The sequence below is a fragment of the Nocardia goodfellowii genome, assembly GCF_017875645.1.
GTDB classification, from domain to species: domain Bacteria; phylum Actinomycetota; class Actinomycetes; order Mycobacteriales; family Mycobacteriaceae; genus Nocardia; species Nocardia goodfellowii.
The window spans coordinates 4,792,463-4,808,066 of the sequence record NZ_JAGGMR010000001.1; the positions used below are offsets into that span (position 1 = coordinate 4,792,463).

Genomic DNA, 15,604 nt, shown 5'->3' on the forward strand with positions numbered 1-15,604 from the left:
ATGTCTTTACAGCCGGTCGGAATTCACGACCTAGCCATCGCTACCACTCACTACGTCCTCGACCACGCGACCCTGGCCCGCCACCAGGGCGTCGAAGTGAACAAATATCACTACGGCATCGGTCAAGAAGGCATGAGCGTCCCCGCCGCGGACGAAGACATCGTCACCCTTGCCGCCACCGCCGCGGCCCCGATCCTGCAACGCCACGGCACCACCGGTCTCCGAACCGTGTTGCTGGCTACCGAGACCGGGGTCGACCAATCCAAGGCGGCCGGGCTCTATCTGCATCCCTTGCTCGGTCTGCCCGCGTCCACCCGGGTGGTCGAAATCAAGCAGGCCTGCTATTCGGGCACCGCCGCACTGCAATTCGCTGCCGGTCTCATCGCGCGGGAACCCGAGGAGCGGGTCCTGGTGATCGCTACCGACATCGCCCGCTACGACTTCGACACCGCCGCCGAAGCCACCCAAGGCGCCGCCGCGGCGGCGATCCTGGTCGCCGCCGACCCCGCCATCGCCGAGATCGAACCGGTCAGCGGCGTCTACTCGGCCGACATCATGGACTTCTGGCGGCCGAACTATCGCGCCACCGCCGTCGTCGACGGCAAACTGTCGATCACCGCCTACCTCGACGCCGTCGAACAAGCCTTCGCCGACTACCGCCGCCGCGGCGGACACGACCTGGGGCAGTTCGCCGCCTTCTGCTATCACCAGCCCTTCACCAAGATGGCCTACAAAGCACATCGCCATCTGCTCGAAAGCCAAGGACGGCCCGCGACCACGAGCGCGGTCGAAACCGCGGTAGGCCGAACCACCGACTACAACCGTGTCGTCGGCAACAGCTACACCGCCTCCCTGTACCTGGCTTTGGCGGCGCTGCTCGATCAACCCGAGGACTTCACCGGCCGACCCATCGCGCTGCTCAGCTACGGCTCGGGCTGCGTCGCGGAATTCCTCAGCGCGAGACCGGTTTCGGGCTATCGCGACCAGCTGCGAACCGACGCCAACCGCGATGCCATCAGCAACCGGAAACCCATCGACTACGACCACTACCGCGCCCTGCGCAACGCCCAGGACCCCACCGACGGCGGCCATCACGTCGTTCCCGACGAAACCAGCGGGCCCTTCCGGCTCAGCGCACTGACCGAGCACCAGCGAATCTACGAGAAGACACTTGGGTGAGCTTCCCGCGCGGACGTCTGCCTGTAAGGAGATGGAGTGACTATCGAGGCATCGCGGGACACGGGCCCGGCGGCGTGCGAGGCACTGGCGGACTGGTTGGGAGTGCTCGGCGAGAGCCGGGGTCAGGCCAGCTTTCCCGAGCGGAACGTTGTCCTGCGCTACCGCGACCTTCCTGAGCTGGCGGACGCCGTCGCGGTCGAACTCCGTGCTCGAGGCGTCGGACCGGGCGATGTGGTCGGGATTCTGGCCTCCGCCTCACCGGAATTCTTGACCGCGTACTTCGGAGTACTGGCGGCGGGTGCGACCGCGACCGTGCTGCCGGTCGGTGCGCTGGGCGCTGAACTCGTCGACGGGCTCGTTCCGCTGATGCGGACAGCTCGAATCCGGACGGTGTTGGTGACCGAGCTGTTCGAATCGGTCATCGAGTCCCTCGAAAGCGGTGGCGCGGTTGATGTTCTCGCGGTGCGTCGGTGCCGCCCGCGACGAGCTCGCCCGACAGCAGGCTCGGTGAATCCGAACCTTATTGCGGCAGTGCAATTCTCCTCGGGTAGCGCGGGGATGCCGAAGGCGGTCGCGCTGTCTCATGCGGCAATCCTGTCGGGCATTCGCGATGTGCTCGCGGTATGCCGCATCACCAGCGCGGATGTCTTCACCTCGTGGCTGCCACTGTCGCACGACTTCGGATTACACGTGCTGCTGTGCGCGATGGCCGCCGACGCCGACATCCATTTGTTCGACCCGCCGTGGTTCATTCGGCGCCCGCTCGCCTTCCTCCAGCATGTCGCCGAGACCGGGACGACGGTGTTTCCTATCCCGAATTTCGCGGTGGAACGATTGATTTCGGCTGCTGCAAGACTGGCGGACGGCGGACTCGACCTGAGCGCGTTGCGGATGGTGTGGAACGGCGGAGAAGTCGTGCGCCCGGACACCGTCGCGCGGTTCGCCGAGGTGTTCGCCCGCTTCGGGGCGGCACGGTCGGTGATGACACCGGCATACGGAATGGCCGAGATCGCCGCCCCGATCGCGGGCACTCCGGAACCCGCCGATCTACCGATCCTGTTCCTGGAGCGTGACAGCCTCGAGGACGGCCGGCCGGTCGCGGTTCTGGAATCGCCCGTTGCCGACGCCCGGGGAGTCGTCTCGTCCGGTCCAGCGTTCGGCCGCACCGAGATCAGGATTGTCGACCAGTCGGGATCGATACTGGAGCAGCGCCATTTCGGCGAGATCGAAATTCGTGGACCGGCGGTGATGTCGGGCTACCTGCACAATCCGGAAGCGACCGCCGCCGCCATGCGCGAGGGTTGGCTGCGGACCGGGGACACCGGGTTTATCTGGGCGGGGGAGTTGTACGTCGCGGGGCGAATCAAAGACGTGATCATCGTGTCGGGCCGGAACTTTCACGCCGAGGATGTCGAGGCTGTCGCGGGCCGGATCGACGGCGTCCACCGTGGTCACTGCGTCGCCGTAGCCGACACCGACTCCGAGCGCATGGTGCTGCTGGTCGAAACGACCGAACCAGATCCGACGGTGGTCACCGAGCGTGTCCGATCGCAGGTGGCGCAGCGCCTCGGCCTGGGCAGCCTCGACGTTCGGGCGGTGCGCCGCGGCTGGCTGCCGCGAACTACCAGCGGGAAATGGCGGCGCAATCTCGTGCGCGCCCGCCTCGCGGAAGGCGGGAGGCACTGAGATGGCGAACGAAACGCCCACGTTCCATATTGTCCGCCAAAGACTTTCGGAGGTACTGCAGATCGACGAGACCGCTATCGAACCGGAGGCCATGCTGCTGGCATTACCCGGGGTGGATTCGCTACGCCTGGTGGAGGTGGTCGTGCGGGTCGAGAACGACCTGGGGGTGAGCCTGCTAAATCAGGAGGAAAGCCTGCTCAAAGTTCGCACCGTAGCCGATCTGGCCGATTTGGCCGAACTTACCGAGCGAAGCCGATGACAGAGACCGCACCGCGCGCGGTACAGCTTGCCGCATGGTCCAAGACCGCCGACGCTTACGCGGCGCTTGCCGAGCTCCGCCGAACCGGGCCGGTCGTGCCGGTCGTGCTGCCCGGTGGGCCGACGGTCTGGATGGTGACCCGGTACGCGGAAGCGCGAGCCGCACTGACCGATCCGCGGCTGATCAAAGAAGTGGGCCGATTGAGCGATCCGTCCCATGGATTCGCTGGGCGGCGCTACCCCGATGACATGTTCGCGGTGTTCGGTCGTCATGCGGTCAACACCGACGGTGTGGACCATCGACGGCTGCGTGCTGTCTATCAACCGTTCCTTTCCCGGCGCGCGGTTCTCAGGTGGCGGCCGACAATCGAACAGATCACCGCGCGGCTGCTGGACGAGATCGCTGAAATCGGCTGTCCAGAACTGCATTCCGATTTCGGACAACCCCTCGCCGCGACAGTGCTCGCGCGAATCCTCGGTATTCCCGACGCGCACGTCGCAACGATTACCGGCCTCGCCGAAGCCTCGGTGTCAGGGCGGCCACCGGCCGAGTTGGCAACCGTGTTCGCCGACCTGATGGGACTGGTCGTGGACTTGATCGGCGCGAAACGTGACCGTCCAGGCAATGATCTGCTCACCGTGATGCTCGGTCATGAAGCGAACGACGAGTGGACGACAACGGAAGTGGCGGGAACGGTGTTCGCCGCGCTGACCGCCGGGCAGACGACCAGCGCCACGTTGATCAGTGCCGCCGCAGCACTTCTCGCCGAAAAACCGGCGTTACGAAGGTTGCTCGAAGATCCCGCGACAACGGCTGAGCTGGTTGAGGAAATCCTTCGGTATCAGCCACCGGGAGTCAACGCCACCTGGCGGTTCGCGGCCGAGGATCTCGAGCTGGGCGGTGTCGCGATTCCCGCGGGAGCGATCGTGGTGGTATCGGTGGCCTCGGCCAACAGGGACGACGAGGTGTATACCGATGCGTCTACGATGTGCCCACATCGCCGCGCTGCCGAACCTCCACATCTGGCCTTCGGGCACGGCCCCCATCTCTGTGTCGGTGCTTCCCTGGCGCGGTTGACAGCCGCGACAGCGCTACCCGCCCTCTTTCGCCGGTTTCCACGACTGACACCTGTGGTCCCATTTCACGAGTTGGCGTGGAGCACAGCGGTAGTCGAATGGCGCCCGTCGCGGGTCGATGTTTGTTTGGAGCCGCGATGAAAGTCGAAGGCGTCTATATCGCCGCCGCGGCCTCGGTGCTGCCGACTCGGATATCTCGCGCGGCCGATGCCGTCGGGGCAGGCATACTCGATCCACGGGATCTGGCGCTGTGTCCGGCCGAGTCGGTCCGTATTGCCGAAACACCTTGTTGGGAAATGGGGTTGGCCGCTTGCACCGAGGTGCTCGAGGCAGGAGAACATCACGCCGCCGACGTGTCGCTGGTGGTCTACACCGCAGCGGTGTTCGCCGAGGAGCATCCGTGGTCACCCGCGCACCGCATTGCCCGGATGTTGGGTGCCGATCGGGCAACCGCGTTGGAGATCGCCCAGATGTCCAACGGCGGAGCGGCCGCCGTCGCCCATGCCGCCGCCCAGCTCATGCTCGAGCCCGGGATGACCCACGCGATCGCCATCTCCTCGGCCGACTTCACCGCGCTACCTTTCCCTCGCTGGTCGATGGCGCCGGGTGTCATCTACGGTGACGGCGCCGCCGCTGCCCTGTTGAGTGTCGAACCTGGTCCGCTGGCGTTGCGCGCGGTCGCGACCACCGGAGATCCGACGCTCGAGGCGAGTTTCCCGGCCGGTCATCCATTCAAAGCGCCTGACCCCCATCGCCGCACCGACATGGGAGTGCTGTCCAACGCCTCCGCTATTCGCACCGCGGTGCGCACCGCAGTCGATCGATGCCTCGACGAGGCCGCATTGGATCCGGGCGACCCCCGGATCGTGGCGGTCTATCCGACCAGACTCGGGCGACTGGTGTATCGGCACTGCGTGCAGCCCGCTCTGCCCGAGCCGCTACGACACCGGGAAGTTCTTCTGGGAGAGAATACCGGTCATCTCGGCGCGGGGGACATGCTCGCCAACCTTGCCCACATCTTCAGCGCCGACGCGCTGCCGTCAGGTGCTGTCGCGCTGCTGGTAACGACGGGGGCCGGGTTCACCGCGAGCTGCCTGGCTGTCGAGAACATCGCGCCGGCCCGGTAGCCGGCTCGAACTGTCTGTGCCGCAATGCTTGCCGAGTCACGATGGCCGGCGGCGAGACCACAGCGCGCCGACCGCCGCACCGAGCGCGACGAGTGCGATCTTGTTCGCTCCGACGCCATGGCATGTCGTGAGTTGCTTACTGTTGAGAAATCCCACGCGTACGGTGAAGTCACGTTCGGTCAGATCGGTCATGAATTTGCGCATGTGCTCGAGCGCGACTTCGCTCCCGAGCATGAGATCGAGGGCCATCCGAGCGGATTGCTTGTCCGAAAAGAAGCCAGTGAGTAGATCGATGACTATGTCGGTGAGCGCGTCCTCGAAAACCTCGACCATCGATAATTCGGGAGCGAGGTAACGCACCGACCCTTCCACATTGGCGAATGACTTGCCCAACAAGGAGATATGCGGCTGGGTGAAGATGCCGCGATGGGTCGAGTTGGCCAGCAGCGTGCTCAGCGTGACCCCGAAGTTCAGTTCCTCGAGTGTCGCGGTCGAAATCTTCGGCACGAGGATGGACAAGTCGCTGTAGAAGCCGTGCGTGTCGGCCCATGGTGTCGCGTGGCCCATTTCGATCCAGGCCCTGGCCGTGGCGCGGGCATCGTTCTGCGCCACGCTGATCAGGATGAAGACCAGCATCAGCGCGATGTGTCTGTCTATCCGGCCTACCATGCCCCAGTCGATCAGCGAGGCCTTCTCGCCTGGATGTACGAAGATATTTCCGGGATGCGGGTCGGCGTGGAAGACATTGTCGACGAAGTAGCTCTTGTACATGAAGGTCAAGAGATCTCGGCCGATATTCTTCCGCTCCTTCTTCGAGAAGGCGCCCCGGTCCACGTCGGCGATAGACATCCCCGGCGCGAGAGTTTGCACCATCATCCGCGGACTGGCTTCGACGACTCGTGGCACACTCAGATGCTTGAAGCCGCGGGCTGCCCTTCGGCCGTTGTCCATGTTCTGTGCTTCGAGGGTGAAGTCGAGCTCGGCTTCCATGGCGTCGAAGACCACATGAAGCATCGCGTCCAGGTCGACCACGGCATTGAAGCGCGGGGCGCACCGTCCTGCCAGCTTCGCGACCCGGCGCAGAGTTTTCATATCGTTGAGGACTACCGGTCGAATGCCCGGACGCTGAATTTTGACCACTGCCGGCGAGCCGTTCGGCAGTGTCACGCGATAGACCTGCGCCAGTGAGGCCGAGCCGAGCGGTTGCTCGATGTCGATGTCGCGGAAATACCCGCGCCAGGGCGATCTCAGTTCTTGGTCGAGGATCGTCTCGAACTGGGCGAACGGTGCTGCGGCTACCTGGTCATGCAGCTTCGCCAGCTCGATTGTCGTCGCCGCGGACACCAGATCGGGACGGGTGGACAGTATTTGGCCGATCTTGATGTAGAACGGGCCCAGGCCCTCCAGTGCTTGACGAAGTGTCCGCGCGCGCAGTTGTGCCCGCGAGAATGCGGGGTCGGGTCCGTCGAGCCGCACCGATTGCGGTGCGGCGAAAGCGATGTCGGCGTCCTGGTCATCTGCCAGATTGTCACCGATCAGGCATTTGACCACCGTCGCCAGCAATCGAGCGCGACTCGCGTTCGGGGGCGGGCGATCTCTCGCGGTCCGCTTGCCGAACAGGCCCGGAGCGGGCTGCCTCAGATACAGGGAGTACAAAAGATCATCCTGCCGTCGGGCCCTCGTGTCGGAGCCGGTTGTCGCAGCGGACCCTGGCAGGTCCGGTCGGCTGATCTCAGTACTTCCAGCTCTTCTTCTTTCCTGCTCGCTTCATGACCCTTCGCATGCTCCGCTCGATGTCGCTGGTGCTGTCGAACACGTCGTCGCCGGTCTTTTTCATATCTTTGAGCATTCTGCCCATGACCCTGGACAACCCTCTGCGCTTCTTGCCGGTCTTGCGCTTGCGCTTACCCCGGCCGGATTTTTTGCCGGAGCTGTTGACTGCCTGGGCAAGTACTGTCAGCACTCCGTCTTCCAGCTGCGACACCCTGGTTTCCAGGGCGGTGATGGAATTCCGCTGGTCGACCACGGGAGTTTCGTTCTCTGGCATGCTCTGATCTACTTTCCCCTTCGAGCCGGCGAATCCGGACGCGTCGGTGCGGTCGCCGTCAGGCTGCAGGTTTGTCGGCCAGGTGTGATCTCGGGTACCTAGAGTAGCTATCGAGGTCTCGCGAATCGCAACACTGATTTGGAGCGCTGCCGAATTGATCTTTGGCCAAAGGGAACCGCGCCGCGCCGACCACCGGGGGAGTTAATCTCAATTCTCTGTGCAATCTGCACGATGAATCGGTGAGGCTATGACGCTGGAAACGAACCACAAATCGACGGCGTGGCATCCGCTCGCGGAGGCGGAGCGGATTGTCGCGGGGATCGGGCAACGTCCGGTGGCGTCTATGGCGTACGCGACCGCCGCGGCGGCCCGCCTGCACCGAGATGGCGGGCCGCTGTTTCCCGCGGCCCGGCACTGGTTGCGCACGCACCAGCACTCCGACGGTTCATGGGGTGGCCGCATACCCCACGCGCACGACCGAACAGTCGCCACCTTGGCCGCGGTTGCGGCGTTGGACGGCCTGGAGCGAGACTGGGCGGTGGCCGCACGGCGGCGTGGGGCGCGTTATCTGTGTGCGCACGGTGGTCGATGGCGCGGAAGTGCTACGGAGACCGTAGGTTTCGAGCTCATCGCCGCATACCTGAGCGAGCGGTTACGATCCTCCGGCCTCGCGATGGCGGGCCTGTACGAACTGCGCGAATTGCGGGCCGCCAAGCTCGCGCACTTCCCGGGCACGGCCACCTCCGCAGGACCTACGACGGTGCTGTACTCGTTGGAGGCCGCCGAGGGCGTTATCGACACGGACCTGGCTGTCAGCCACTTGTCGCCTGACGGCGCGATGGCTGACAACCCTGCCGCTACGGCCGCGGTGTGGGAGGCCACCGGCAACGCCGGCACCCTCGGATATCTCTGTCGCGCAGCCGATTCCACCGGTGACGGCGGAATGCCGGAGGTCTATCCGATCGACGTTTTCGAACCGGCATGGGTTCTCTACCACCTGCACCGGGCCGGACTCAGACCACCCAGCGCCGCCCGGCAAGTAGCGTTGTTGCGCCGTCGGGCCGCGGCGATGAAGCCGGATCGGCCCGGGTTGGGCATCAGCCGGGATTTTCCGGTACCGGACTCCGACGATACCGCGATGGTCGCCAACGTCCTGTGCGCGTATGGCTTTGACGACAACGGTCTGCTGGAGGCACTGCTGTCCTTCGAAAGACCGGCACATTTCGTCGGATATCCGTATGAGCGGGGTACACCGGTGAGCGCGAACGGCCGCGTGCTCGAAGCGCTGACACGACGGGGTGATCGTTTCCAGCCGCAGATCACGAAAGTGACCACGTTTCTATTCGACACCCGCCGGGAGCGGGCGTGGTGGAACGACAAATGGCATCTGTCACCCTATTACGCCACCGCGCAGGCCGTATTCGGTCTCGCTGCCACCGTGCCCCGCGAACTGTCCAGGACCTGGCGATGGCTGGTGGACAGTCAGCACGCCGACGGTTCGTGGGGAATGGCCGGCGGCCAGCCAGAGGAAACCGCCTATGCGGTGCTCGCGCTGGACGTCTTGGAAATCTGTCACGGCCCAGCCGCACGCGAAAGCTATCAGCGCGCCCACCGCTATCTCGCTGACCACCTCCCCGGCAATGACTTCGCCGAACTGTGGATCGGCAAAGGGCTCTACACCCCACCGGGCGTAGTACGCGCCGCGATCCTCGCCGCCCACACCATCAGCGGCAGACACTCGCTTCGCTATCGGGGAAGGGCCGGGTCATGAATGAGTGGTCACCATCCCAGTGGGGTCAATTCGCCTCTGACACTGGGTATGCGTCGATAGCGAGTTCGCTACCCGGCACTCTGCTGGGGCTGCGGGTGCTCAACGGTTTTCGCCGATGGGCCACAACCCGACCCGGCGGCTTCGCCGAGCACTCGATCGTGGAGGCAGTGGTATTCACCGAGGCGATGGTCGGCCCGTGGCGCAGTCCGGAACAAGTCGCCGCGGTGGCGCGGATGGAGGTGTGGACCGCTGTCCTGGACGACTTCAGCGAAGCCGCCACGACATCGCTGGCTCAGCTCGACGAGATGATCGAGCGTTGCAACGCGATCATCGAAACCGGGAATCCGGACAGCGGCCATCCGCTGCTGACGGTGTTATCGGAGCTGCAGACCGACCTGATGCGCCAACCGCGCTACGACGCGCTTGCGTCGCTGTGGGAAGGGGGGTTTCGCCGATGTCTGAGTGGCATCCAGCACGACTGGATCGTCGGCCACCGCGGCCACGATGGCTCAGCCGATGCCCCGGACATCGGTGAGTACTTCGATCACGCCGACAGCATCCTGGTTTGGATCGTGTACCCGCCGCGCTGGATTCACGATTCGGGTACCCCGATGGCCGGTGAGCTCGATGTGCTCGACCATCTGAAGATCCTCGGGCCGGCCTTGGACAGCTGTACCCTCGCCGTTCGGCTGGCCAATGACCTCGCGACCGCGGCCCGGGAACGAAGAGAAGGCAACCAGAACAACATCCTGGACTACGGCGTTTCACCGGACTGGGTCCGAGCCGAGATCGACCGGCACACCGCAACGGTCACCCAGATGCTGGCGCCGCTCATCGCAACGCAATATGTACCGGCGATCGAACTCGCCCGATGGACCGAATGGGGCGTCGGCTTCTATCGCAGGGCCGATGTCCGGTACGTATGAGGCTGCCCGCATGCGTTCGGCTCGTACTTGCCCGCGTTTTCGCCGATACCCGGCACAAGCCCAGTTTGGAAGATCGGCGCCGAGCCGACTTTATGGTGGTGTGCCCGAGCGGCAGACACATATTTCCGTGGCACGCGGGGTATCGATGCCCACCGAAGGACAACGCTGATGAATCTCGCCGACCTCACCGCCGTTCTCGGCGTACCCGAAACTCGGCTTCCCGGAGACTTCGACGACCAGCTCCCGGCTTCGGTTCCACCGGCGCCCTGGCGTACCCGATGCTCCGCGCTGTTGTGGTTCTGCCGAGCGGGCGCCGTCACGCCCATGGCCTTGCGAACTACCGAGCGTGTGCACCCGCGTCCCCTGCTGACGATGGCGGGAATCATCGAATACAAAGAAAGTCCGGTCGGCGGATATCGCGAGGTCCTGGCCGCCAGCGCGTTCCGGCACGGGCGTCACTTCCCGTTCCACTGCCCGTTCATCGCGGTGGACTCCCTTGCCAGTATGGTTGCGGGACGGACGAATTGGTCGCTGCCGAAGGTGCCCGCCGCCTTCGAAGGCCAACCCGGGCAGAGCGGGACGATGACCTGCCGATCGTCGTCGGATGTACCGTGGAAAGTCGAAGCGACCGCGCGCGGGTTCGGCCCCGCCATCCCGATGGCGAAGAATTTCACGGTCGGGCAAACGTTTCCGCTCGAGGGGTTTCAGATCTTTCCGGCGCGACTATCTGGACGCGCACGACTCGCCATGGTCGAGGTCGAGGTCGAATCACCGCATCTGCTCGGCCGCCTGATCCGGCCGGGCCGGCATCTGGGTCTGCTGGTCGAGACCATGTCGGCCACGCTCGGCGTGCCCGGGCCCGCTCAGTGAGTTCCACGAGGTATCGAATGCGCACCGACCACACCATGGACGATCCGACCGATCGAATCGTCGTCATCGGCGCGGGATTCGCGGGCCTGTCCGCCGCCCTGCACCTGGCCGGTGCGGGCAGGGAAGTCGTGGTGTGCGAGCAGGCCGCGGAGCCCGGCGGCAAGGCCGCGGTACTCGAGGAGGGCGGCTATCGGCTCGGCTATGGCCCGAGCGTTCTCACCATGCCTGAACTCATCGACGAGACTTTCGGGGCAGTCGGCGAGACGACCCGCGACCGTATCGAGTTGCTGCCGGTCGAGCCGACGTATCGGGCGCACTACGCGGACGGAAGCCATATCGACGTCTTCCGTGATGTGGATCGCGCGGCCGAGGAGATCGAACGGGTCTGCGGCGCGGCGGAAGCCACCGCGTACCTGCGCTACCGTGCTCATCTCGAGCGGGTCTACCGATGTGCCTTTCCGGCCTTCGTGGACCGCAATCTCGATGGCATCGGCAGTCTGCCACCACTGGCGTTGAGCCGGTTGACGGCGCTGGGCGGTTTCGGCAGCCTCCAAGCGAGTGTCGACCGCTACTTCCGGGACGAGCGCTTACGCCAGATCTTCTCCTTCCAAGCGATGTATGTCGGAGTCGCGCCGCGGGCAGCGCGAGCGATGTATTCGATGGTCACCTACATGGACACCATCGGCGGAGCGTGGCTACCGCGTGGAGGCATGCACGCGTTGCCGCAGGCCTTGGCCGCGGCGGCGGAAGCGAACGGAGTGCGTTTCCGCTACGAGGACAAGGTGATCCGGCTCGAGACCTCCGCGAAAGGCCGCTTCCGGGCGGCCATTACCGCTTCTGGTGACCGGATCCCAGGCGACGCGGTCGTCATTACCGCCGACCCGGCGCTGGCGTTGCCCGAACTCCTGGGCCGCAAGCCACGTGCTATCCGGCGATTGGAGTACGCCCCCTCATGTCTGCTGATGCTGTGCGGAGCCGGGGGGAGTCCGGAGGTTCATCACAATGTCCACTTCGGCCGGCATTGGGCGCAGACCTTCGACGAACTCATCGAGCAGGGCGAACCGATGAGTGACCCCTCGTTCCTGGTCAGCACACCGACCGTCTCCGATCCCGGTCTCGCTCCGGCCGGGCGACACTGCTACTTCGTCCTTTTTCCGGTACCCAATCTGCAGACCGGCATTATCGATTGGCAGAACAAAGCTGATCGACCCCTCGAGTACATGCGCAAAGTGTTGCGCCGCAACGGTTACCACGACTTGCTGGAGGATGTCGACGTGGTGCGTACCGTCACTCCGCTGGATTGGCTGGACATGGGCTGCCCCGCGGGCACGCCGTTCAGTGCCGCTCACCTGTTCCGGCAATCCGGGCCGTTCCGGTCCCGGAACCTGCTCGGCGGCAACATGGTGCTCGCGGGCGCGGGCACGCACCCGGGCGTCGGTGTGCCGATGGCGTTGATCAGTGGTCGGCTGGCCGCTGAGCGCATCACCGGCATCCACACTCACCGACCGGTCAGGGCATGACCCATGCGCTTCACCGATACCCAGATCGTGGACGCGGCCGGAATCAAGGGCGCGGACCTGCGGGCCGGTTACGCGCACTGCCGCCGGCTCCATGCGAAATTCGGTCGCTCCTACTACCTCGCGACCAAGCTGCTTCCACCATGGAAGCGGCCCTATGTGCATGCGCTGTACGGGTTCGCGCGGTATGCCGATGAAATCGTCGACAACGGTGAACCGGCCACGCGCGCAGCCGATTTCACTCGGTGGCGCCGGGATGTCGCTCGCCAGCTCGAAGCGGGCGGCGACGCCGATCCGGTGTGCCGCGCGCTGGCGCATACGCTGCGCATCTGGCAGATCCCCGTGGCGTACGTCGAGGCGTTCCTGTCCTCGATGGAGCAGGATCTGACCGTCACCAGATACCCGAGCTTCGACGACCTGGCAAAGTACATGTACGGATCCGCCGCGGTGATCGGTCTGCAGATGACCCCGATCCTCGGGCCTCTCGACGAGGAGGCCTACCAGCGCGCCGAAGCGCTCGGGCAGGCGTTCCAATTGACCAACTTCATCCGGGACATCGGCGAGGACCTGGCCCGCGGGCGCGTCTATCTTCCACAGGAAGACCTGGCGCGGTTCGAGGTCACCACCGACGACCTTGCCGCCCGCCACCCGAACGCCGCGGTGCGCCGGCTGATCGAATTCGAAATCGCCAGGACACGCGACATCTATGCCTACGCCTGGGGCGGTATCCGCATGCTCGAACCGGCGAGCCGCCCGTGCATCGAGACCGCGTTGCACCTGTACTCCGGCATCCTCGACGCGATCGAGGCAGCGGACTACGACATCCTGCACCGACGCGCGAAAGTCGGTATCGCGCGGAGGCTGGCGGTGGCTGTCCCCGCTTATCGAAGCGCCCGAAGCGAATTCGGGCAGCCCGCACAGCGAAGGGGAGCCGAGTCGTGACCTATTCCCACTTCCTGGGTGTCTTCATACTGCCTGCGTTGCTGCTCGCGGTGTTGCTCGCGGCTTTCACCCTGCGCGCCCGTGGTTTCGGCACGACGCTGCGAATAGGCGCGGTGACCCTGGGCGTACTGGTCGTCGTCGCCGTCGGCTGGACCACCCCGTGGGACAGCTGGATCATCAGGCAAGGCGTGTGGTCTTATCCGCCGAATTCGGTGACGGGCACCGTGTTCCGGGTGCCGTTCGAGGAACTGGGCTTCATGGCAGCGCAGGTGCTGATCGTGGGTATCTGGACATTGACGCTGATAGCCCATCGAGTGGCTGGATATCATCCGGACGGACCCTGGCCCTGGGCTTCGGCGCCACTGAACCGGCTGGGCGCCACCAGTTTATGGACCGCACTGGTCATTGTCGGGTTCGTGCTCGCGGTCTCCTTCGAGCACCTGCTGTATTTCGGGTCTTCGCTGGTGCTGACGGGGATTCCGTTGGCGCTGCAGCGTGCGGTGGGTGCTGACGTGCTGCGCCGGTTCCGGTTGTTGCGGCTGTGCGCACTGGCTCCGGTCGCGTTCTTCGTGGTCGCCGACCGTGTCGCCATCGACGCGGGCGCCTGGTCCATCTCCTCCCGATACACCACCGGCTGGGAGGTCGGCGGGCTACCGGTCGAGGAAATCGCCTTCTTCACACTGACGAGCCTGTTGGTCATCGACGGCCTGGTGCTGGCCTGCCATCCGGAAATCCACCGCCGACTGCCGATCAAACCGAAAGCACTGCGCCGCTCGTCCGACCGGCGATCGCCACAACTTTCCGAGACAGGGTGATATGGCTACCGATCCGTACCTGACCGGTGCCTACACCCCGGTCTACACCGAGCACACCGAATTCTCCTTGCCGGTCGAAGGAACGCTTCCGGAAGCGCTGGACGGGTTGTTCACCTACATCGGACCGAATCCGATAGTGCCACCGACCGGATACCGTGCCCGCCACTACGCGTGGTTCCGGCAGGACGGATTCGTCTCCGGGGTGCGACTGCGCGGCGGACGGGCACACTGGTTCCGCAACCGCTGGATTCGTTCCCGCAGAGTGTGTCGTGAGATGGGTGAGCCACGCCCCGCCGGGCCGCGCCATTTTTTGAGCGATGTCGTCCACACCAACGTCGTCTGTCACGGCGATCTGCTGCTGGCTCTGGTCGAAACCGGTTGTGTGCCAGTGCGATTGAGTTCCACGCTGGAAACCGTGGCCTATACCGACCTCGATTCCGCCCTGCCGCACGGGGTGTCGGCGCACCCCAAACTCGACCCGAACACGGGCGAGCTGGTCATCGTCGCGCACACCCCGTTGCACACCTGGGGTGAATATCTCGTCATCGACAAACAAGGCCGCGTGCGGCGCTGCGAGCGCGTCGACCTGGCCGGCCGTCCGCTGATCCACGACATCGCGCTGACCGACCGGCACGTCATCCTGTTCGATCTGCCGGTGCGATTCAAGCCCTCCGTCGCCGTCCGCGGTCAACTTCCGTACCGGTGGGACCGCCGTCACCAAGCGCGCATCGGCGTCTTCCCCCGTGACCTCGGGCCCGCTGCGATCCGATGGTTCGACATCGCCGCGTGCTTCGTCCTGCATACGGTCACCGCGGCGGCGGCCGGTGACCGAATTACCGTGCGGGCGATCAGATACGAGCGCATGTTCGACCATTCCGACGATCCGCTGGCCGGGGGCGGCGGCCAGCTGTGGGAGTGGGAGATAGACCTGGCGGCAGGCACTACGCGCGAACGCCAACTCGACGACCGGATGCAAGAGCTGCCCCGGCTGGACCCGCGGACGGTTGCCGGGCCATCCCGCTACTACTACGCCGTTTCCGGTTCGGTCGAGGCCATCGCCGACCGGCAGCCGACAGATCTGCTCAAGCACGACTTGCTGACCGGCACGACCGCCATCCGTGACTACGGCGGATCCGGGGGAGTGCCGAGCGAGGCTGTTTTCGTGCCGCGCGGGACTGCCGAAGACGACGGATGGCTGCTGCACCTGCTCTACGACCTCGAACGCGACGTGAGCAAACTCGTCGTTCTGGACTCGCACGACTTCGACGGCGCGCCGACCGCGGTGATCGATCTGCCATGCCGCGTCCCGTCCGGGTTCCACGCCAGCTGGATCGAGGGGACCGCGATCGAGGCAGTCGATGCGGCACTCGCACAGGCATCGAAGTGAGC

At 65.1% G+C, this 15,604-nt stretch carries 14 protein-coding genes; 12 read left to right on the forward strand and 2 right to left on the reverse strand.

The genetic code is table 11. The features are described from left to right. Genes BJ987_RS22155 through BJ987_RS22175 form a run of 5 tightly spaced genes read left to right on the forward strand, consistent with a single transcriptional unit; the run spans nucleotide 1 to nucleotide 5,327 of the window. On the forward strand, nucleotides 1–1,179 hold the full coding sequence (locus BJ987_RS22155) for a hydroxymethylglutaryl-CoA synthase (RefSeq protein ID WP_209893343.1): 1,179 nt from the start codon (nucleotides 1–3) through the stop codon (nucleotides 1,177–1,179). 36 nt (nucleotides 1,180–1,215) lie between these two features. Next, nucleotides 1,216–2,865 carry an AMP-binding protein gene (locus BJ987_RS22160; RefSeq protein WP_209893346.1) on the forward strand — a complete coding sequence of 550 codons (1,650 nt, stop codon included), beginning with the start codon at nucleotides 1,216–1,218 and terminating at the stop codon, nucleotides 2,863–2,865. 1 nt (nucleotide 2,866) lies between these two features. Then, the gene (locus tag BJ987_RS22165; protein WP_209893348.1) at nucleotides 2,867–3,124 is read left to right on the forward strand and encodes a phosphopantetheine-binding protein; all 258 of its coding nucleotides are present in this window, start codon (nucleotides 2,867–2,869) and stop codon (nucleotides 3,122–3,124) included. Beyond that, nucleotides 3,121–4,341 carry a cytochrome P450 gene (locus tag BJ987_RS22170; protein ID WP_209893350.1) on the forward strand — a complete coding sequence of 407 codons (1,221 nt, stop codon included), beginning with the start codon at nucleotides 3,121–3,123 and terminating at the stop codon, nucleotides 4,339–4,341. The genes BJ987_RS22165 and BJ987_RS22170 overlap by 4 nt, the downstream gene beginning before the upstream one ends. Then, nucleotides 4,338–5,327, forward strand: a complete 990-nt coding sequence (locus BJ987_RS22175; protein WP_209893352.1) for a beta-ketoacyl-[acyl-carrier-protein] synthase family protein — start codon at nucleotides 4,338–4,340, stop codon at nucleotides 5,325–5,327. The genes BJ987_RS22170 and BJ987_RS22175 overlap by 4 nt, the downstream gene beginning before the upstream one ends. 36 nt (nucleotides 5,328–5,363) lie before the next feature. On the opposite strand, the gene BJ987_RS22180 is transcribed toward BJ987_RS22175, so the two are convergent. Continuing rightward, a complete protein-coding gene (locus tag BJ987_RS22180) occupies nucleotides 5,364–6,890 on the reverse strand; it encodes an ABC1 kinase family protein (RefSeq protein WP_209893354.1) in 1,527 nt (508 codons plus the stop codon). 169 nt (nucleotides 6,891–7,059) lie between these two features. After that, complete coding sequence (locus BJ987_RS22185) at nucleotides 7,060–7,374, reverse strand: hypothetical protein (protein WP_209893357.1); 315 nt, start codon at nucleotides 7,372–7,374, stop codon at nucleotides 7,060–7,062. A gap of 247 nt (nucleotides 7,375–7,621) precedes the next feature. On the opposite strand from BJ987_RS22185, the gene BJ987_RS22190 reads away from it, so the two are divergent. The 7 genes from BJ987_RS22190 (at nucleotide 7,622) to BJ987_RS22220 (ending at nucleotide 15,602) form a co-directional block, all read left to right on the forward strand. Beyond that, a complete protein-coding gene (locus tag BJ987_RS22190; RefSeq protein WP_209893360.1) occupies nucleotides 7,622–9,145 on the forward strand; it encodes a prenyltransferase/squalene oxidase repeat-containing protein in 1,524 nt (507 codons plus the stop codon). A 158-nt stretch (nucleotides 9,146–9,303) separates the two neighbouring features. Continuing rightward, on the forward strand, nucleotides 9,304–10,071 hold the full coding sequence (locus tag BJ987_RS22195) for a terpene synthase family protein (RefSeq protein WP_209893363.1): 768 nt from the start codon (nucleotides 9,304–9,306) through the stop codon (nucleotides 10,069–10,071). A gap of 168 nt (nucleotides 10,072–10,239) precedes the next feature. Continuing rightward, nucleotides 10,240–10,941, forward strand: a complete 702-nt coding sequence (locus BJ987_RS22200) for an acetoacetate decarboxylase family protein (RefSeq protein ID WP_209893365.1) — start codon at nucleotides 10,240–10,242, stop codon at nucleotides 10,939–10,941. Nucleotides 10,942–10,958: 17 nt separating this feature from the next. Then, nucleotides 10,959–12,461: a phytoene desaturase family protein gene (gene crtI, locus BJ987_RS22205; RefSeq protein WP_209893370.1), complete on the forward strand. Its 1,503-nt coding sequence runs from the start codon at nucleotides 10,959–10,961 to the stop codon at nucleotides 12,459–12,461. Between the two features lie 3 nt (nucleotides 12,462–12,464). After that, nucleotides 12,465–13,400 (forward strand): phytoene/squalene synthase family protein, encoded by a 936-nt coding sequence (locus BJ987_RS22210; protein WP_209893373.1) that lies wholly within the window; start codon nucleotides 12,465–12,467, stop codon nucleotides 13,398–13,400. Next, entirely contained in the window at nucleotides 13,397–14,215 is an 819-nt protein-coding gene (locus BJ987_RS22215; RefSeq protein ID WP_209893376.1) for a lycopene cyclase domain-containing protein, read from the forward strand. The genes BJ987_RS22210 and BJ987_RS22215 overlap by 4 nt, the downstream gene beginning before the upstream one ends. Before the next feature lies 1 nt (nucleotide 14,216). Further along, nucleotides 14,217–15,602, forward strand: a complete 1,386-nt coding sequence (locus BJ987_RS22220) for a carotenoid oxygenase family protein (protein WP_209893379.1) — start codon at nucleotides 14,217–14,219, stop codon at nucleotides 15,600–15,602. Nucleotides 15,603–15,604 lie beyond the last annotated feature (2 nt).

Excerpts from the sequence above, each read along its gene's own strand:
- BJ987_RS22155 (WP_209893343.1), top strand. The coding sequence starts at position 1 with ATGTCTTTACAGCCGGTCGGAATTCACGACCTAGCCATCGCTACCACT.
- BJ987_RS22165 (WP_209893348.1), top strand. The coding sequence starts at position 2,867 with ATGGCGAACGAAACGCCCACGTTCCATATTGTCCGCCAAAGACTTTCG.
- BJ987_RS22170 (WP_209893350.1), top strand. The coding sequence starts at position 3,121 with ATGACAGAGACCGCACCGCGCGCGGTACAGCTTGCCGCATGGTCCAAG.
- BJ987_RS22175 (WP_209893352.1), top strand. The coding sequence starts at position 4,338 with ATGAAAGTCGAAGGCGTCTATATCGCCGCCGCGGCCTCGGTGCTGCCG.
- BJ987_RS22185 (WP_209893357.1), bottom strand. The coding sequence starts at position 7,374 with ATGCCAGAGAACGAAACTCCCGTGGTCGACCAGCGGAATTCCATCACC.
- BJ987_RS22190 (WP_209893360.1), top strand. The coding sequence starts at position 7,622 with ATGACGCTGGAAACGAACCACAAATCGACGGCGTGGCATCCGCTCGCG.
- BJ987_RS22200 (WP_209893365.1), top strand. The coding sequence starts at position 10,240 with ATGAATCTCGCCGACCTCACCGCCGTTCTCGGCGTACCCGAAACTCGG.
- crtI (WP_209893370.1), top strand. The coding sequence starts at position 10,959 with ATGCGCACCGACCACACCATGGACGATCCGACCGATCGAATCGTCGTC.
- BJ987_RS22210 (WP_209893373.1), top strand. The coding sequence starts at position 12,465 with ATGCGCTTCACCGATACCCAGATCGTGGACGCGGCCGGAATCAAGGGC.
- BJ987_RS22220 (WP_209893379.1), top strand. The coding sequence starts at position 14,217 with ATGGCTACCGATCCGTACCTGACCGGTGCCTACACCCCGGTCTACACC.